Origin of the sequence: Polaribacter porphyrae (assembly GCF_002954685.1) — a bacterium.
Lineage (GTDB): Bacteria > Bacteroidota > Bacteroidia > Flavobacteriales > Flavobacteriaceae > Polaribacter > Polaribacter porphyrae.
This window is the reverse complement of record NZ_MSCN01000001.1, coordinates 3,051,085-3,071,138: the sequence shown is the minus strand read 5'-3', so window position 1 is coordinate 3,071,138 and position 20,054 is coordinate 3,051,085. Positions and strand designations below refer to the sequence as shown.

14 protein-coding genes and 2 tRNA genes are annotated in these 20,054 nt (G+C 29.2%); 8 read left to right on the top strand and 8 right to left on the bottom strand.

The features are described from left to right. The first annotated feature begins 95 nt into the window (after positions 1-95). From BTO18_RS13815 to BTO18_RS13800, 4 genes are all read left to right on the top strand, one after another. Positions 96-1,367 carry a peptidoglycan DD-metalloendopeptidase family protein gene (locus BTO18_RS13815; RefSeq protein WP_105016784.1) on the top strand — a complete coding sequence of 424 codons (1,272 nt, stop codon included), beginning with the start codon at positions 96-98 and terminating at the stop codon, positions 1,365-1,367. 2 nt (positions 1,368-1,369) lie between these two features. Further along, positions 1,370-2,935, top strand: a complete 1,566-nt coding sequence (gene pgi, locus BTO18_RS13810) for a glucose-6-phosphate isomerase (RefSeq protein ID WP_105016783.1) — start codon at positions 1,370-1,372, stop codon at positions 2,933-2,935. Between the two features lie 220 nt (positions 2,936-3,155). After that, the gene (locus BTO18_RS13805; protein WP_105016782.1) at positions 3,156-5,720 is read left to right on the top strand and encodes a TonB-dependent receptor; all 2,565 of its coding nucleotides are present in this window, start codon (positions 3,156-3,158) and stop codon (positions 5,718-5,720) included. Positions 5,721-5,731: 11 nt separating this feature from the next. Further along, on the top strand, positions 5,732-7,390 hold the full coding sequence (locus BTO18_RS13800) for a hypothetical protein (RefSeq protein ID WP_105016781.1): 1,659 nt from the start codon (positions 5,732-5,734) through the stop codon (positions 7,388-7,390). A 124-nt stretch (positions 7,391-7,514) separates the two neighbouring features. Here the strand turns inward: BTO18_RS13800 and BTO18_RS13795 are convergent. From BTO18_RS13795 to mutS, 3 genes are all read right to left on the bottom strand, one after another. Then, positions 7,515-7,600, bottom strand: a tRNA-Leu gene (locus BTO18_RS13795). 23 nt (positions 7,601-7,623) lie between these two features. After that, a tRNA-Gly gene (locus tag BTO18_RS13790) sits at positions 7,624-7,695 on the bottom strand. A gap of 106 nt (positions 7,696-7,801) precedes the next feature. Further along, complete coding sequence (gene mutS / locus BTO18_RS13785) at positions 7,802-10,375, bottom strand: DNA mismatch repair protein MutS (RefSeq protein ID WP_437438440.1); 2,574 nt, start codon at positions 10,373-10,375, stop codon at positions 7,802-7,804. Between the two features lie 148 nt (positions 10,376-10,523). Between mutS and BTO18_RS13780 the strand changes: the two genes are divergently transcribed. The 3 genes from BTO18_RS13780 (at position 10,524) to BTO18_RS13770 (ending at position 13,887) form a co-directional block, all read left to right on the top strand. Then, positions 10,524-11,060 carry an RNA methyltransferase gene (locus BTO18_RS13780; RefSeq protein ID WP_105016779.1) on the top strand — a complete coding sequence of 179 codons (537 nt, stop codon included), beginning with the start codon at positions 10,524-10,526 and terminating at the stop codon, positions 11,058-11,060. 225 nt (positions 11,061-11,285) lie between these two features. Then, positions 11,286-13,220, top strand: coding sequence for a tetratricopeptide repeat-containing sensor histidine kinase (locus BTO18_RS13775; RefSeq protein ID WP_146106941.1), 1,935 nt, complete (start codon positions 11,286-11,288; stop codon positions 13,218-13,220). Then, positions 13,210-13,887: a response regulator transcription factor gene (locus BTO18_RS13770; RefSeq protein WP_105016777.1), complete on the top strand. Its 678-nt coding sequence runs from the start codon at positions 13,210-13,212 to the stop codon at positions 13,885-13,887. The genes BTO18_RS13775 and BTO18_RS13770 overlap by 11 nt, the downstream gene beginning before the upstream one ends. Positions 13,888-14,093: 206 nt before the next feature. Here BTO18_RS13770 and mgtE read toward each other — a convergent pair whose 3' ends face one another. Further along, a complete protein-coding gene (mgtE, locus tag BTO18_RS13765) occupies positions 14,094-15,443 on the bottom strand; it encodes a magnesium transporter (protein ID WP_105016776.1) in 1,350 nt (449 codons plus the stop codon). Further along, entirely contained in the window at positions 15,433-16,236 is an 804-nt protein-coding gene (rsmA, locus tag BTO18_RS13760) for a 16S rRNA (adenine(1518)-N(6)/adenine(1519)-N(6))-dimethyltransferase RsmA (RefSeq protein ID WP_105016775.1), read from the bottom strand. Before rsmA ends, mgtE begins: the two co-directional genes overlap by 11 nt. Before the next feature lie 84 nt (positions 16,237-16,320). Here rsmA and BTO18_RS13755 point away from each other — a divergent pair, with 84 nt between their 5' ends. Then, the gene (locus BTO18_RS13755; RefSeq protein WP_146106940.1) at positions 16,321-17,157 is read left to right on the top strand and encodes a hypothetical protein; all 837 of its coding nucleotides are present in this window, start codon (positions 16,321-16,323) and stop codon (positions 17,155-17,157) included. Here BTO18_RS13755 and BTO18_RS13750 read toward each other — a convergent pair. The 3 genes from BTO18_RS13750 to BTO18_RS13740 all read right to left on the bottom strand — a co-directional run bounded on the left by BTO18_RS13750 (position 17,147) and on the right by BTO18_RS13740 (position 19,992). Then, positions 17,147-17,749, bottom strand: coding sequence for a M23 family metallopeptidase (locus BTO18_RS13750; protein WP_105016773.1), 603 nt, complete (start codon positions 17,747-17,749; stop codon positions 17,147-17,149). The genes BTO18_RS13755 and BTO18_RS13750 overlap by 11 nt on opposite strands. Then, positions 17,750-18,079: a DUF4286 family protein gene (locus BTO18_RS13745; protein WP_105016772.1), complete on the bottom strand. Its 330-nt coding sequence runs from the start codon at positions 18,077-18,079 to the stop codon at positions 17,750-17,752. It abuts the gene before it with no gap. Positions 18,080-18,174: 95 nt separating this feature from the next. After that, positions 18,175-19,992, bottom strand: coding sequence for a tetratricopeptide repeat protein (locus tag BTO18_RS13740; protein ID WP_105016771.1), 1,818 nt, complete (start codon positions 19,990-19,992; stop codon positions 18,175-18,177). Positions 19,993-20,054: the final 62 nt, after the last annotated feature.

Genomic DNA, 20,054 nt, shown 5'->3' with positions numbered 1-20,054 from the left:
TTTAACGAAACCGTTTTATTAACTTCTGTTTTTAGGGTTAAAATAAATCAATTTTATTTGTACTTTTGAGATTGATTCAAATTAGCATAACTTCATTGAAAAAAGCACTAATTTTATTGGTATTAATTCTATCATTTTCTTCATGTAAAAAGGAAAATAAAAACCAATCTTTACCACAAAAAATAGAAGAAAAAAAGCCAGAAATTAGATTTGGATATAATTTAGACAATTACAAAATAATTCAAGATACTATTAAAAGTGGAGAAAGTTTTGGTGTAATTTTAGACAGACATCATGTTATGTATCCTAAAATTAATCAAATTGCTTCTATTGTAAAAGATACTTTTGATGTTAGAAGAGTTAGAGCTGGTAAGCCATATACAATTTTAGCCAGTAAAGATTCTATTGAAAAAGCACAAGTTTTTATTTATAAACATGATAAAATTAATGCCACAATTTTAGATTTTAAAGATTCTATAATAAAGGCAAAACGCTATAAAAAACCTATTAAAATTATCGAAAAAAAAGTAGAAGGTATTGTAAATACAAACTTCACTTTTTCTATGGATAGTTTAGGGTTAAAACCAAACTTAACTTTTAATGTTGCTGATATTTATGCATGGACATTAGATTTTTACAAACTTCAAAAAGGAGATTCTTTTAAATTAATATATGAAGAAAAATATATAGACGATAGTACTTTTGCAGGTTATGGAAAAATTAAATCAGCCGTATTTAAACATAAAGGAAAGAATCTATATGCTTTCAGATATGTAGCAGATTCAATTTTAAATATTCCTGAATATTATGATGAAGAAGCAAATATGCTTCGTAGTCAATTTTTAAAATCGCCCATAAAATTTCAATATAGAATATCTTCGAGATATAATTTAAGAAGAAGAATTGCTTTCTATGGCAATAGAATAAGACCCCATAAAGGTACTGATTTTGCTGCCAGAGTTGGTACTCCTATTATTGCTACTGCAAGTGGAACAGTTACTGAATCTAAAAGAAGAGGAGGCAATGGAAACTATGTGAAAATTAAACATAATAACACATATTCTACACAATACTTGCACATGAAAAGGCGAAAAGTAAAACGAGGAGATTATGTGAAACAAGGAGATATAATAGGTACTGTTGGAATGACTGGTAATACAAGTGGACCCCATGTTTGCTATCGTTTCTGGAAATATGGAAAGCAAGTAGATCCATTAAGAGAAAAGTTACCAGCAGCAAAACCGATGAAAAAAAGTGTTAAACCCAAATATTTTGAATTTATAAAAACTCTAAAATATCAATTAGATTATAATCAAATACCCATAGAAGAACCAGAAGAAATTTCTGAAACTATTGCAAAAAATTAACAATGGCTTTACAAAACATCAACCCTACTACTACTAAATCTTGGCAAGAACTATCAAATCATTTTAATGAAATTAAAGATATTAACATTAAAGATTTGTGTAAAGAATCTAAAAGAAAAGAAGATTTTTCGATTCAGTTTAATGATTTATTAGTTGATTTTTCTAAACATAGAATTACCAAAGAAACAATCAGTTTATTAGTAAACTTGGCCAAAGAAGTAGGACTAAAAGAGGCTATTGAAAGTCAATTTTCAGGAGAAATAATTAATGTTACTGAAGGCAGAGCTGTGCTTCATACAGCATTGAGAAGTTCTACTGATGATTCTATTTTAATTGATGGTAAGGATATAAAACCAAAGATTCAAAAAGCATTAAGAAAAATAAAAAGCTTTAGTAATAAAGTTATCTCTGGTAAATGGAAAGGCTATACAGGAAAATCGATTACTGACGTCGTAAATATTGGAATTGGAGGTTCAGATCTTGGCCCTGATATGGTTGTAGAATCTTTAAAATTCTATAAAAATCAACTAAATACACATTTCGTTTCTAATGTTGATGGTGATCATGTTTCTGAAGTCATCAGAAACTTAAATCCAGAAACTACATTATTTGTAATCGTTTCAAAAACATTCACTACTCAAGAAACCATTTCTAATGCAGAAACTATTAAAAATTGGTTTTTAAAATCGGCAACTATTTTTGATATTCCAAAACATTTTGTTGCAGTTTCTACAAATTTAGAAGCAGTAGATAGTTTTGGTATTGATAAAAACAATGTTTTCCCAATGTGGAATTGGGTTGGTGGTCGTTTTTCTTTATGGTCTGCAGTTGGTTTATCAATTTCTCTATCTGTTGGGTTTGACAACTACAAAGCACTATTAGAAGGTGCTGAAGAAATGGACATTCATTTTAGAAATGAAGATTTCGAAAATAATATTCCTGTAGTTTTAGCTTTAATTAGCATTTGGTATAATAATTTTTACCAAGCAGAAACAGAAGCAGTTTTACCTTATTCCCAATACCTGTCTAAACTTCCTTCTTATTTACAACAAGCAATTATGGAAAGTAATGGGAAAGGTGTAGATAGAAATGGGCATAAAATAGATTATCAAACAGGCACAATCGTTTGGGGTAGTACAGGTACAAATATGCAACACGCTTTTATGCAATTAGTACATCAAGGAACTAAATTAATTCCAGCAGATTTTATTGGGTATAAAGAATCCCTTCATGGTTTAACAGATCACCATAAAAAATTAATGGCAAATTATTATGGGCAAATGGATGCTTTGGCCTTTGGTAAAACAAAAGAAGAAGTTCATCTAGAATTAAAAGTTTCTGGTAATCAAGATAAAATAAACCAATTACTACCTTTTAAAGTTTTTGAAGGAAACAGACCAAGCAATGCTATTCTTTTTGATAAACTCACACCAAATTCATTAGGTAAATTAATTGCTCTTTACGAACATAAAATCTTTACTCAAGGCATTTTATGGAATATCTATAGTTATGATCAATTTGGAGTTGAATTAGGTAAAGAACTAGCTAAAAAACTTTTAAATAAATAAAAGATAAACTTCTTTTTTAAAAACACATCAAAATCTTAACAAAAAACTCTTGTTTTGTTAACAACTTTGTTGATATATAAGCACTTGATATTCAGTAAAAAATTCATTTTTTTTTACATTTGTTTATCTTAATTTTTTGTTAAACCTTAACCTTAAATTAACATACCAAACAGGTAAAAGCAAGATTTTTGCCAAACATTAAATAACTTAAAATTAAACAATGAAAAATTTTAAAAACTTATTATTTGTAGCTTTATTTTTTATGACAGCTACAGTTTTAGGACAAACTAAAATTACTGGAACAATAGTTGATGATGCCAATCAACCTTTACCTGGAGCTAGTATTTTAGAAAAAGGAACCACTAATGGAATTGATACAGATTTTAATGGTAAGTTTACTTTAAATACTAAATCTGATTCAGGTGTTTTAGTGATTTCTTTTATTGGTTTTAAAACGAAAGAGATTGCTTTTTCATCTACAAAAACTAATTTAGGTAATATTAGATTGGAAGAAGATGCGGTTTTAGATGAAGTTCTAATTATAGCTTCTGTAGCAATAGATAGAAAAACACCTGTTGCTGTATCTAATGTTAAAAAAGCAGATATCCAATTAAAATTAGGTAATCAAGAATTTCCAGAAATACTAAAATCTACACCAGGTGTTTTTGTAACTAGAAATGGTGGTGGTTTTGGTGATGGTGAAATTACAATGCGTGGTTTTAATTCAGAAAACGTTGCTGTAATGATTAACGGTATCCCTGTTAACGATATGGAAAATGGTAGAGTATTTTGGTCTAACTGGGCTGGTTTAGGAAGCGTAACTTCGCTTGTACAAACACAAAGAGGTTTAGGAGCTGCTAAAATTGCAGTACCTTCTATTGGTGGTACTATAAATACAATAACAGAATCAACAGACGCACAAAAAGGAGGTTTTTTTGGTTTTGATGTTGGTAATGACGGTTATACTAGGTATGGAGCTAAAGTATCAACTGGTTTATTAGATAATGGGTTTGCAGCTACAGTTTATGCAGATACAACTACTGGAGATGCAACTTATGCTGATGGTACAAATTTTACAGCTATATCTTATTTTTTAAATTTGTCTTACAGAATAAACGATATGCATAAATTATCCTTTAATGTTTTTGGAGCAAAACAACGTCATGGACAACGCCAAAACAGGTCTTTATTAAGTGAGTATAGATTAAGTGAAAGAGGAAGTCGTTACAACCCAGATTGGGGATACAAGAATGGACAAATTACCAATATAGAAGATAACTTCTACCATAAACCATTAGCGTCATTAAATCATTACTGGCAAATAGATGATGTAAGCTCTCTTTCAACCTCTATTTATGGCTCTACTGGAACTGGTGGTGGTGGTGGAACAGCTGGTGCTGAACAAAGTAAATTTACAGACAACAGCTATAGAATAGGTAATTTTGGCCCTGTAGATTTAGATAGAATAGTTGATGAAAATATTGCAAGCGGTACTAATGGTGCTACAGCAATATTAAGAGCTAGTAGAAACGATCATGTATGGGTTGGCGCTTTGAGTGTATATAACACAGAATTAACAGAAGATATTGATTTAAATGTCGGTTTGGATTATCGTTGGTATGTAGGAGAACACTTTCAAGAAGTTACAGATTTATTAGGAGGACAATATTTTTTAGACGTTAGAAATGGTGCTCCAGCAAACGTTAACAGGTCTTTAAGTGAAAGTGAAACTCAAGTTGGTGATAAAATTAATTATCATGATAAAGGATACCATCAATGGATTGGAGGTTTTGCACAAGCTGAATATGATAAAGATGATATTTCTGCTTTTGTAGCAATAAACTACAATAATAGTAGATACAAAAGAGAAGATTTTTTTAATAAGCTAGATAGTGATCCAGAACAATTAACTGATGCTCAAAGTTATAATGGTTTTGGTGGTAAGTTAGGTGCCAATTATCGTATAGACGATGTACAAAATGTATTTTTTAACGTTGGGTATTTTGAAAGAGTGCCTTTTTTAGATGATGTTTGGTTGAACTTTAGTAATGACGATTTAAACGTTGGTTTAGAAAATCAAAAAATAACTAGTTTTGAATTAGGTTATGGATTACGTTCAGAAAAATTTTCAGCGAATTTTAATTTATATCACACTATTTGGAAAAACAGAACTGAAACTGCAAGTCAAGGAAGAGGGGTAGATCTAATAACTGCTAATATTAATGGTTTAGAAGCCCTTCACCAAGGGTTAGAATTTGATTTTGAATATCGTCCATTTGATTACTTAAGAGTAACTGGTATGGTTTCTGTAGGAGATTGGAGATGGAATAATAATGTAACTGATGTTCCTTTCTTTGACATTGACAGAAATCCTACTGGAAGAACAACTGATATTTATTTAAAGGGTATCCCTACTGGTCGTTCTGCACAAACTACTAGTGCACTTGGTGTTCGATTTGATTTATCTAGTGAAACATCATTAAGTTTTGATGTAAACTATTATGATAGATACTTTGCTGATTTTAATTTACAAGCTAGAGATGAAGAATCTTCATTAAATGTAAAACCATGGGAAGTACCAAGCTATTTCTTATCTGATATTGTTTTTAGACACGGTTTTAAAATAGGCGATTTAGATGCTTCAATAACTGGTAGGGTAAATAACTTGTTTAATGAGGAATTTATAAACAGAGCAGACGATGGTATAGATAGTAATGCTTCCACAGCACAAGTATTTTTAGGTCAAGGAAGAACATTTAGTATAAGTACAAGAATTAACTTTTAAATATAAATAAAATGAAAAAAATAATTTATTTACTAATAATTACTGCTTCAGTATTTATTTCATGTAATTCTTTAGATGAGGTTAATGCTGAAATAGATGCAATAATAGATGCAGAAACAATTAATGATGGTGATGTAGAAGATTTAGTGATAACACTAACTGAAGATAACTACTCATCAATAGGATTAAGTAATTTTTACTTCTCAACAGAAGATGAAGCTAAAGAAAAAATACCAGCCTTTTTAACAGCTACTTACCCAAGATTGGGTGTAGATTTTGATGCAAATGGTGTTATTGTATCTGCTTCATCAGCAGTAGTTACATATAATCTTTATAACCCTATAAGTAATATTGAGAGAAAATCTTATACTTTAACAGATGCAGACTATACAGCTATAAACCTAACAGCTTTAAATGGTAATAACGATATCAATACTTTTTTTAATGCTAAATTCCCAAATGAAGTTAAAGGAACTATTTATGATTTAACATATTTGTCAGATCCTATTGTTACAGAATATACACTAACTAATGATGATTATGATTTTGTTGGTAATGGCCGTTTCAATAATTTTGATATTAGAACAGGAAGAGCTGAAGAAACTATTGAAGCTAGGAGATTAAAAATTCAAACAATTTTATTGAATAATTTTCCTGATGCAAACATTGATGATAAATATAAGGTAGCATACAAAGCTTTTAATGATAATTTTCAAACTGTAGATTTAGAAATGTTCGTTCAATTAGAAGAAAACCCTACTGATGCATCTAAAACAACCGAATATACTTTGCAAGATGCAGATTATGCTCTTATTGGTAACGGAACTTTCAATAATTTTGATATTAGAGATGGCAGTGCTGAAGCAGATGTAGAAGTTAGAAGAGGAAAAATTGAGACAATTTTACTTAATAATTATCCAAATGCAGCCAGTGGAGATTTCTTCATAATTACATATGATACATTTGCTGGTGGTAGTTCAAGACCAGTTTTAAAAATGATTCTTCAGTTTGATGGTACTAATTATAATATTTTTGATGTAAAAGTATTTGCGTTGTACACATTTGCTCCAGAACCAATAACAAATAAATTTGTATTAACTGATGAATGGGCAGCTCCTATTACATTTACAGCAGAAGAATATGGTATAATGGGTGGTAGTAGTCGTTTTGCTAATTTTAGTGGATCTGTTGAAGATGCTGAACGTAGAATTAAAATTTACTTCAAAACAACTTTATTCCCTTTTGCAGCAGAAGGAGATTTCAAAGCAGTTCAATATAATAATTTTAATGGAGGAGTTTCTACTATTAATACAAACTTTATGTTTGATGGTAGTGATTGGAATTCGATTTCTGAAAGTAATGAAATTTCACTACAATTTGGGCATGATGGAACAACTTGGGTACCAGATAATACTATTAAATATACTTTAACTAATGCAGATTTTGAATTAGTTGGTAATGGACGATTTAATAATTTTGATGTTAGAGCAGGTGCAGATGAAGAAACTATTGAAGCTCGTTTAGCTAAAATAAATACTATTTTATTAAATAATTTTCCACAGTACGGATTAGATCAAAAGTTCTCTGTTTCTTATGCTGTTTGGGAACCAGGTGATAATGTTTATACAATGAATGTTATTAATGATGGTACTAAATATATTTTACAATAAATAATTTAATTATTTATTACAATAAAAAGGGTAACAATTATTATAGTTGTTGCCCTTTTTTGTTAAGATTAAATCAGTAAAGTTACTTCACAAAAAAACCGTAACAACTAAATTACGGTTTTTGTACTGAAGATGGGACTTGAACCCATACGAGCATTACTGCTCACTGGATTTTAAGTCCAGCGTGTCTACCAATTCCACCACTTCAGCATTGGTATGTTTTATGGAAATAGAGCGAAAGACGGGATTTGAACCCGCGACCCTCACCTTGGCAAGGTGATGCTCTACCCCTGAGCTACTTTCGCAGTCTTTTTAAAGAACTTTCTCAAAAGTGATTTTGAGAGGTGCAAATATAATAAGTTTTGTGTACTTGACAAATACTTTTAAATAATTAATCCTAAAAATTTAAAATTAATTTTTAATCAGCATTCGTTTAATTTCATTCAATTTCATTAAAGCTTCGATTGGGGTAAGTGTATCAATATTTGTAGCTAAAATTTCTTCACGAATATTTTCTAACAAAGGGTCATCCAATTTAAAAAAACTTAATTGTAAATCTTCATGTTGTGTCTGTTTTAAAACATCTTTTACTTCATAATCTTTATTGTTTTCTTCTAGTTTTTTTAGAATTTTATTTGCTCTATGAATCACCATGTTTGGCATTCCTGCTAATTTTGCAACGTGAATTCCAAAACTGTGGTTAGAGCCACCAGAAACCAATTTACGCAAGAAAATAATATTGTCTTCCAGTTCTTTTACAGACACATTAAAGTTTTTAATGCGCTCAAAAGTGGTTGTCATTTCATTGAGTTCGTGATAATGTGTGGCAAACAACGTTTTTGCTTTAGATGGATGTTCGTGCAAAAATTCAGAGATTGCCCAAGCAATCGAAATTCCATCATAAGTTGAAGTTCCACGTCCAATTTCATCTAACAGCACCAAACTACGTTCAGAAATATTATTTAAAATAGAAGCTGTTTCGTTCATTTCTACCATAAAAGTAGATTCGCCCATAGAAATATTATCACTTGCACCAACTCTTGTAAAAATCTTATCTACTATACCTATTTTAGCGTTTTGTGCTGGTACATAACTTCCCATTTGCGCTAACAAAACTATAAGCGCAGTTTGTCTTAAAATGGCAGATTTACCAGACATATTGGGTCCAGTAATCATAATAATTTGTTGCTGATTTCTGTTTAAAACAACATCATTTGCAATATAGGTTTGATCTATAGGAAGTTGTTTTTCAATAACAGGATGACGTCCGTTTTTGATGTCTAAATCTGTGCTTTCATCCATAATTGGACACACATAATTATTATCAACAGCTATAACAGAAAATGATAGTAAACAATCAATTTTTGCAATAATTTGTGCATTTTCTTGAACAATATCAACAAACTGAATGATATATTGCAATAATTTAGAAAAAATTTCTTGTTCTAATTTGGCAATTTTTTCTTCAGCTCCAAGAATTTTGGTTTCGTATTCTTTCAGTTCTTCAGTAATGTATCTTTCAGCAGAAACCAAGGTTTGTTTTCTGATCCATTGTTCAGGAACTTTATCTTTATGTGTATTTCTAACTTCAATATAATACCCAAAAACGTTATTGAAAGCGATTTTTAGACTTGTAATTCCTGTGGCTTCAGTTTCGCGAGCCAACATATCATCTAAATACTGTTTTCCAGAGTTAGAAATCGCACGCAAATCATCTAATTCTTGATGTACATTATTGGCAATTGCATTTCCTTTGTTGATGTTTACTGGAGCATTATCAAATAAAGTTTCAGAAATTTTATCAATTAAAACCTCACAAGAATGGAGTTGTTTTCCTAAATTTTGAACAGCTTTATTTTTACTTTTTTCTGATGCTGATTTTATAGGTAAAATAGCTTTTAAAGAATCTTTTAACAACACAATTTCTCTAGGTGAAGCTTTACCTGTTGCTACTTTAGAAATGAGTCTTTCTAAATCTGAAATTTGTTTAAGTTGATAAGTTACAGTTTTAGAAAAATCATTAGAATTGATAAAAAATTTAACTAGTTCGTGACGATTTTTTATCTCCTCAATATTCTTTAAAGGTAATGCCAACCAACGTTTTAAAAGTCTTCCACCCATAGGTGAAATGGTTTTATCAATAACATCTAAAAGCGTTACTGCATTTACAGAATTCGGATTGTACAACTCTAAATTTCGGACTGTAAACCTGTCCATCCAAACATAATTGTCTTCTGCAATTCTGCTAATTTGCTGAATGTGTTTTAGCTGATTGTGCTGCGTTTCTGATAAATAATACAACACTGTTCCAGCAGCAATAATTCCGTTTTTTACATCTTGAATTCCAAAACCTTTTAAGCTTTTAACCTCAAAATGATTGTGTAAAGTTTCGTTTGCATATTCTTTTTGAAAAACCCAATCATCTAAATAAAAAGTATAATATCTGTTTTCAAAAAGCTCTAAAAATTGTTGCTTGTTTTGTTTCTGAACCAAAACTTCACTCGGATTAAAATTTTGCAACAATTTGTCTATGTATTCTGCATTTCCTTGTGCAACCAAATACTCGCCTGTAGAAACATCTAAAAATGAAATTCCGAGTTGTTTTTTATCAAAATGAACAGCAGCTAAAAAGTTGTTGGTTTTGCTTTGTAAAACTTCGTCATTTAAAGAAACTCCTGGTGTAACCAATTCTGTAACACCTCGTTTTACAATGGTTTTGGTCATTTTTGGGTCTTCTAACTGATCGCAAATTGCTACACGCATTCCAGCTTTTACCAATTTTGGTAAATAGGTGTTTAAAGAATGATGTGGAAAACCAGCCAAGGCTGTTTCCGAGTCTGAACCTGCACCTCTTTTTGTTAATGTAATTCCTAAAACTTGTGCTGCTTTTTTAGCGTCTTCCCCAAAAGTTTCGTAGAAATCTCCCACACGAAAAAGCAACATTGCATCAGGATATTTAGTCTTGATGGCATTGTATTGTTTCATTAAAGGAGTTACCTTTTTCGCCTTTGATTTTGCCAAGTTTTTAGAAATTTTCAGTTAGTTTTGCGAAGTTACAAAAAGTAGGCAGTATTCAGTATTCAGTATTCAGTTTTTTACTGCTAACTGCATACTGCTAACTGAAAACTGAATTATGAGAAAACTTAAAAATAACGAGCTAGGTAGAATTTCGGTTGATGAATTTAAAGCCACAAAAAAAACACCTATAATTGTAGTTTTAGACAACATTAGAAGCTTGAATAATATTGGTTCTGTTTTTAGAACTAGTGATGCTTTTTTGATAGAAAAAATCTACTTGTGTGGCATTTCTGCAACTCCACCAAATAAAGATATTCATAAAACAGCTTTGGGTGCAACAGAATCTGTGGAGTGGGAATATGCTGAAGATACTTTGACTTTAGTTGAAAAACTAAAAACAGAAAATGTAAAAGTTTTAGCTATTGAGCAAGCAGAAAATTCTACTAAACTTGATATTTTTTATCCAGAGAAAAACACAAAATATGCAATTGTGATGGGAAATGAAGTAAAAGGCGTACAACAAGAAGTTGTTAATGTTTCTGATTTGTGTATTGAAATTCCGCAATTGGGTACCAAACATTCTTTAAATATTTCTGTGACTACAGGTGTTGTTATTTGGGATTTGTTTCAAAAAATGCATCAAAATGATTGATTTTTCATTATAAATCATTATTTTTAAAATATTAACCATTAAAAATTAAAAAAATGAAAGAAGAAATTTATTTAGATGAGTATGCTAAAAGTTTAAATCCTGGAGATGGAGAGCTTGATGGTGGTGGAGAAGATGAAGGTGGAGATGGAGAAGATGTGGATTAGTAAAGAGTCAATTGCATCAAAATAACAACTTAACGCCTTGGTAAATCAAGGTGTTTTTTATATGAAAAAAATAATTTTTATTTTACTATTTATTATTAACCAAAGCTTTTCTTTTGGACAAGATGACAGTATACCTAATTTATTAAAGGCATATAAACAAACTAAAGATTCTACACTTATTCAAAAAGCTCTACGAATAGCTAATAAAAAAAAGAATGATTCATTAATACGAGAGGTAAATATTGTCTACGGTATAGAAAGTTATCGTAAAAATGATTTAAAAAATCTTAAAAAAAGTGAAATTAACTTATTAAGAAATTATAAAAGGTTTTATGATTCTTTATCTCTTGCCAAATATTATCATTATAAAGCATTAAATTTTAGAAAAAGATATGTAACAGATAGTTGTTTTTATTATTATCATAAATCTAAAAATATTTCAATTCTTTTAAAAGACTCTTTAGCTGTTGGTAGAAGATTATTATCTATGGCTAGAATTCAAGAGCGTGAGAAAGATTATCTTGGGAGTGAAATTACTTCTATTAAAGCTCTACGTTATTTAGAACCTATAAAACCTAATCGTTATGTTTCATATTGCTATAATAATTTAGGTTTAATTCTTTCTAAAATGGGTAGATATAATAACGCAAGGCAAAACTATCTAAAATCATACAAAATAGGATACTTAAATAATGATTTAAAATTATTAAATGTTTATATTGATTACCATAATAATACTGCTTCAACCTATCAGCTAGAAAAATTTTATGAGAAATCTAATGAATATTATTTAAAAATAATTAAAGATAGTATAAAGAAAAAAAGTCCTACTAGATTTTATAATGGAATAGAAAATATAGCTTATAATAACTTTAAAATAGGTAAATATAATGAAGCTCTAAAAGGATTTTTAAAAACATATAATTATAGAAAAAGTATTAATGATACAAGAAGATTAACAACATCTTATTCTATTCTTGCTGAATATTATTTGAGTCAAAAAAACTACAAAAAAGCAAAGAATTATGCATTAATGGGAGTAAGAACTGCAAAAAAAACCAACTATACAAAACGAATTTTAGAAAACTACAACTATCTCTCAAAAATTGAAAAAGGAGAAAAAGGGAAATCTTACTTAAGAAAAATTATTAAGCTAAACGATAGTATACTAACAAGTGAAAGAAACTTAAAAGATCAATTTGCAAAAATTATCTATGAAACTGAAAAAAAGGAATTAGAAAATAATTCTTTAAAAGCCGAGAATGAAAAAAAAGAGTTACAATTAGAAAAAGAACAGCAACAAAAAGTTATAGGTTGGCTAGTAGCCTCTGGGTTTTTATTGATATTAGCATTTGGATATGTAATTGTAACTAATAGAAGAAAAAAATTATTGTTTGAATCTAAATTAAAACAAGTGGAAGCTCGCGAAAAAGAACGTCAACAAATTGCTAAATCTTTACATGATGAAGTTGCTGGAGATATTAGGGTTTTGCATAAAAAGTTAGCTCAAAATAACTTGATTGAAGAATCTAAAGAATTAGATAGAGTAAAAGAAAATGTAAGAAATTTATCTCACCAATTAAGTAGTGTTTCTTTTGATGAAGTTTCGTTTAAAGATCAAATTGTTAATTTAATGTCAGACTATTTTGATGCTAATTTTAGTATCAAAGTTCATGGAATTAATACTGTAAACTGGGCAACCATTAATAAATCTATCAAAAGAACTTTATTTTTATCGATTAGAGAGAGTATCCAAAATGCTGAAAAATATGCAAATGCTAAAATTGTTATTTTAGATTTTACAGAGACTAAAAAAGAAATCATATTAAAAATTAAAGATGATGGAATTGGTTTTGACCTAAAAAAACAAAAAAGTGGTATAGGGTTAAAAAACATGAAAGAGAGAATTGAAGATATAAGTGGTATTTTTATGATTGAAAGCGAAGAAAATAAAGGAACAACATTAATAATTAGAATTCCCAAAAATGGAAAGTAAAGTAAGAATTTTAGTAGTTGATGATCATCAGTTGGTAATTCAAGGAATTTTATGCTCTTTGAAAGAAGTTGGTGATTTTGATATAGTTACTGCAAATGATTGTGATAAAGCTTTTCAACTTATAAAAAACAGTCTAAAAACAAACCCTTTTCAGCTTTTATTTACAGATTTAAGCTTTGATAATACCACTGAAGATTCTTTAATTGATGGTGGAGAAGAACTGATTAAAGCCATTAAAAATAATGAATTTAATCTTAAAATTGCTGTGATTACTGGGCATACAGAAACAAATAGAGTATATAATGTTATCAGTAATTTAAACCCTAATGCGTATCTATTAAAGAGTAAGTGCGATGCTACTGAAATTGGATTTGCAGTAAAAAAAATGTTGGCAAATGAATTTTATTATACGCATGAAATTCATCAAAAAATAATGCGTAGAAATATCATTCAAATTCAAATGGATGACGTTGCTATTCAAATTTTGAAAGAACTACCCAATCATGCAAAAATTTCTAATCTTGTAGGAGTCATTAAAAAAACAGATGGAACTTTACTAAAGTTACGTTCCATAGAAGCTAAATTAAGTAATTTAAGAGCAGATTTAAATGCGAATAATAACACAGATTTGGTTTTAAAAGCTAAAGAATTAGGTATTATCGATTAGTTTTTATCTTTTTGCGGAAATCCACATTTTATCTTTCGGTTTTTTACATTATTAAACCTAGAACAGTCTTTACTTTTGATATATAATTTTTCTGAAAAAGAAGAAGTAAGAAGAAAAAGTAGGGAAAAATTGCTATGAAAAGAATTTGATGTCCCCCACACAATTATATGAAGAGACCTTTTTGATAAAAAATCAGAAAGGTTTTTTTATATCCCTAAAATCATTTTAGCGATTAAGAAGTAAATCAAAATTCCAAAAATATCATTAGAAGTTGTAATAAAAGGTCCAGTTGCTATTGCAGGATCAATACCTCTTTTGTTTAGAAATAAAGGTACAAAAGTGCCTATTAAACCAGCTACAATAATTACTGCTACAAGCGAAGTAGAAATTGCTAATGCTGTATCAATTTTACCTTCATAAGCCCAGACAAAGAAAAAAAGGAATAGAGCTAAAATAATTCCATTTAAAGCTGCCAAAAGCATTTCTTTTAACAACCTGCTATTAATACTCCCTTTTACATCATCATTTGCTAAACCTTGCACTATAATAGCTGAAGATTGAACACCTACGTTACCTGCCATTGCTGCAATTAGAGGTGTAAAAAAGAATAATGATGCATATTTAGTAAAAACACCTTGAAAGCCTTCCATAATAATAAATGCTCCTATACCACCAACTAAACCCAGAAAAAGCCATGGTAAACGAGCTCTGGTTAATTGTAAAATACTATCATCAGAATCTACATCTTGTGTTAAACCTGCTGCTAATTGATAATCTCTTTCAGCTTCATCTTTTAATACGTCAACGATGTCATCAATAGTAATTCTACCTAAAAGCACTTTATTATCATCTACAACTGGTATAGCTTCTAAATCATATTTCGCCATAATTTTCGCAACTTCTTCATCATCTTCATTTACATTTACAGAATCTACTTTCGATTTTAAAATATCTGCAATCTGTTGATCTGATTTTGCAATGATTAAATCTTTTAAAGACAACCTACCAACTAACTTATCTTCTTTGTCAACCACGTAAATAGAATGTACTCTTGTAACGTCTTTTGCCTGACCTCTAATTCTTCGCATGCAACCAGCTACTGTCCAAGTTTCATAAACTTTTACCAATTCTTTTGCCATTAATGCACCAGCAGTATTTTCATCATAAGATAAAAGCTCTTTGATATCAGCAGCTAGCTCATCATCTTCTAATGCATTAATTACACGTTTTTGACGTTCATCAGAAAGTTCACCAATAATGTCTGCAGCATCATCAGTATCCATTTCTTCAATTTCTTCTGCAATTTCTTTAGCTGATAAATTTTCAAGAATTTTTTCACGAATATCAACTTCTAACTCTGTAAGAATTTCTGATGTTTTTTCACTATCTAAAAGCTTAATGATGTAAATGGCTTCCTCGAAATTTACTTCGTCTAAAACCTCTGCAACATCTGCAAAGTGTACTTCTTTAAACAATGTAGTAATGGCACTTTCATTGTTAGTACTAATAAGCTCGGTAAGATTTTCTAGAAATTCATTTGTGATTTCAAATGCCATGTTTTATGAGTTTTTGCGTGAGTGAAATAAACTCCAAAACCGATAATTGTTCTGGTCTTTTCGCAAAGATAGGGTCTTCTTTTAAAGTATCCGAAAGTTTGAATGATTTTAAACTAGAACGCAACATTTTTCTACGTTGATTAAATGCTGTTTTTACAACTCTAAAAAATATCTTTTCGTCTACAGGAAGTGTATAATTTTCTTTTCTGATACATCTTATTACTCCTGAATCTACTTTTGGTGGTGGACTAAAAACATTTGGTGGCACAGTAAAAAGATACTCAACATCGTAAAAAGCTTGTGTTAATACTGATAAAATTCCATAGACTTTAGAACCTTTTTTTTCAGCAATTCTCATGGCTACTTCTTTTTGGAACATTCCTGAAAGTTCTGGTACAACTCCCCTATTCTCAATGGCCTTAAATACAATTTGACTAGAAATGTTATAAGGAAAATTACCAATAATAGCTACCTGTTCTTTTTTAAAAAGTGATGTTATATCTTGTTTTAAAAAATCACCCTCAATAATTTCAAATTTTTCTGATGAAGTATTAATGCTGATTTGCTCTTTTTTAAAGTTATCATTCAAATACATAACAGACTCTACATCTAACTCTAAAACTGTAACTTTTAATTTCTTTTTAAGCAAATATTTGGTTAAAACACCCATTCCTGGACCAATCTCCAAAACATTATTGTATCCTTTTTCAGTTAAAGTATCTGCAATTTTTTTTGCTATGCTTTCATCATTTAAAAAATGCTGACCTAGGTATTTTTTTGCTTTTACAGACACTGCTCTAATTTTATACTATTTTAACAAATATACAGTTAAAATCGGCATAATTATTGGTGATTACAGAAATTTAAATCAACCAAAATGTATAAAAATTTACTAATTTTTAGTGTATGTATTGTTATGCTTTCTTTTCAAGGGTTTTCTCAAAATGGAAAATTGAATAACGCAAAAGAAAGTCTAAAAACCACCTCTTCTACAACTAATTCTTCTTCTAGCAAAAGAAGTTCTAAAAGTTCATCTAATGACGATGATTCTTTTTTTGGTTCTCTTATAGCTGAACTATTTATAAAATTATTCTCTTACACAGCTTATGGAGTAGCTATTGAATCTCCCTTTGAATATGATAGTAGTATGCATTCTGCAGAGATTGCCAATTATCCTTATGAAACCAAAGATTATGGAAATTTTATTTATACAGATTCTACAAATTATAAGATAATTAGGCTAGATATTTATAATCGTTTTTTGCTAGAAAACAAAGATTTGTTTGGCAATAATTTAGGGTTAGATTTTCGTTTTCTAAAACGATTCTCTTTAAACGCTGATTTTACAAGTTTTTCTGAAAATGTAAGTGGTAAAAGAGATAATTTTACCATGTATTCTGCAATTTTAAAGTATCATAGAATTAGAACACAACGTTTTGATGCTTGGTTTGGTTTAGGAGCTACTCATGTAGCAAATAGTGTTAATGAAACTGGTTTTACTTTTGGTGTTGGAGGCGAATGGTTTATAAAAAAACCAATAAGCTTATTATTTTCTCATCAAACAACTAGCATAAATGCTGAAAGAGTTAATAACACTAAATTGCTTTTAAAATACCATATAAAGCATTACAGAATTTCTACTGGATATGAGCATTATAGACTAGGAGTGTCTAAAATTAATACTTTTTCTTTAGGGATTGAGGTTAGTTTTTAAGAGTTCTATGTTCTTTAATAAACTTTGTTGGGTCTAGATAACCATCAAATTCTTTAGAATATCCAGCACCTAAAGGTAAATCAACTTTATCTCGTATTTCTAGATGAAGATGAGCATAGTACAGACCATTTACATTACCTATTGTTCCTATTTTTTCTCCTTTTTTAACCCATACTTTATTTTTGACTAAAATAGTGTCACAATGAGCATACAAAGATTCAACAGTTTTTTTATTAGATAGATAATGTACTATTCTTATCACGTTTCCCCAACCACCTTTATAGTTTTTAGTTTGAGAAACGTATCCATTAGCTATTGCATAAATTGGGTCTCCTAAATCAGAATTACCACCTTTTACTGAATTCCAATCGTCTCCTAAATGATAATTTTCTTGAAATTTTTGAGCATTGTAATATCCTTTACCATTGGGTTTTCCTACAGGGAAATCAAAAGATTTCGCTATATAATTTTCATTTATTTTAAATGTATCTTTAGATACTATTGTAGTAGGTTTAAATTCTTTTTTAACTTGCTTTTGGCTTGAGTTTTTACATCCAAAGATTATCAAAAAAAGAATAAAGGCTCTGTGCATTTAATTACTCACATTTGTAGGATAAAACTCTTTTATTAATCGTAATTCTGTTCTAAAAGCTAGCATTTTATCTCCGAATTTTTTTACACCTTTAATACGTAGTTTATCTGCATCTTCTTTATAATACAACTCAATATCTTCTCTAGTGTTTGCAGTGTATTGTACAGAATAGGTCTTACCTCCCATTTCTTCATTCACCAAAACTTCTGTAAATTTTGCTGATAAAAATTTACCTGTATTTAAAACATCTAGAATATGTGTTTCCATCCAAGTTAGCCATTCATTATGAATAGTTTCATCTACATTTATTGTTACGTTGTATATGTACATTCTTTTTTGTTTTTGGTTGATGTTTTTTAGTTGCTGGTAAGTATTCGTTTTTGATCTTCGTTAAGAACCATAAACCAATAAATACAAACTAGAAACTAAATAGTATCTCCTCTTAATTTTCTATACTTTTTTCGAGCATCAACCAAATAAATACTTGAAGGATGTTCAAAAACAATTTTTTGATAGTACTCTTTGGCTTTTTCAATATCATTTAGATGAATATTGTAGGTTTCTGCAATTAAATAATATACATCATCTGTTAAAAAACCTTGATTATCTGCAGCAATAATCTTTTCTAAACTACTAATCGCTTCTAAATATTTTGCTTGTTTTATGAAAAGTTTTGCTTGCAAATACAAAACATCATCATAAATAACCTCACCAGGTTTTGCTCCGTTAAAAAATTCATTTTTACTTTGATTTTTTGGAGATAATAAGTTTTCTAACTCTTGTAAAGCTGTTGCGTTTTTATTTTGATAAGCTAATAATTCTGCTTTTGCAAATTGTTTAAGACCTGATGGAATTGAATCTACAGGCTCATTATCAGTGATTTTTAAGAATAAATTTACTGCATCATTTGCAATTAATTGTGTTGTAGAACCTTTTAATACTTTAGCTTGTGCTTTTGCCCAATCAAAATCACCTTTAAAATAACTAGTTTGTGCTACTTTAAAACGTGCTTCTTGTGCCAATTCAGAGCCTTTTAATTGTGTTTGAATTTGAGAAAAATAAATCAGAGCCTTGTTAAATTTACCTCTAAAAACTAAAACATCTCCTAATTTTAGCTTGATTCTTCCTTTATCAAATTTTGATGTCGTAAAACTCAAAGCTTCTTCTAAAACTGTAGTTGCTTTTTGAGGTTCATTTTTGGTAAATGTTAAAAAATCTGCATATTCAACTTGAAGTTTAATAGTCTGTTTATTTTTACCAAACTCCTTAAAAAGAGTATTAAAAATAACTTCTGTTTCAGGATTTCTGGTAGCTACAGCAATTTTTGCTAAATACCAATTTGCATCAATTTTTTCATCTTTTAAAATTGATTCTTTATCAATAAAATCGAAACAAGATTTAGACGTTTCATAATCTTTATTATCGAAAGCATTTTTGCCCAAACTAAAAATATCAGATAAACCTGTAGGATTTCTTTGGTACAAAGCTTTCTCTTGTATCAACGCTTTTTTATAATCTTTTTGTTGTGCAAATAACCAACTTAATAAGATATTCCATTCGTTTTTTGGATTGCTTATCGACTTTCTTAATAAGGTTTTTCTAAATAAAATATTAGTTTCATTTTCTGCATCATCTGTAATGTATTTGCTAGCATATCGTTGAATTAGATTTAAATATTGAGCATTTTTATCAATCAAATTAATGTACGATTCAAACATCAATTTAAAATCTCCTTTTTCACCATAAATCTGTGCTATTTGAAAATTATAATTAGAACTTTCATTTAGCTGCATTGTTTTTTCATAAGCATTTATAGCATAATCTAGTAAACTGTAATTTTTAAATAAACGCCCAATTAAGCCTCCATAAGCAGCATTGTTTTCTAAAGAGTTTAATGCTTTATCATAATTTATTTTTGCTAATTCTTTGAGTTGTTGTTTATCAAAATTATGCCCTAGAAGCACATACAAAAATCCTTGTGTTGGGTTTTTCTTTATTTTTTCTTTTAATAAATTTTCGGCAACCAAAAATTTATCTGTTTCTTGATAACAAGTAATTAACCTTGTTAAATATGTGGTATTAAAGTTACTTTTACCATACAACTTCTTATATATTTGAGTTGCTTTTTCATATTCACCTTGCCTAAAATAGGTTTCTGCCAAAAAAAAATCATTTTGATCTTTTTGCTGCCCGTAAGAAAAACTGTTAGCAACGATTAAAAAAAGGAGTACTATTTGCTTCATACCAATTCAAAGATAATCAACATAAATGTTAAAATTCTATTAAACCCATCTTATTTTTAGAT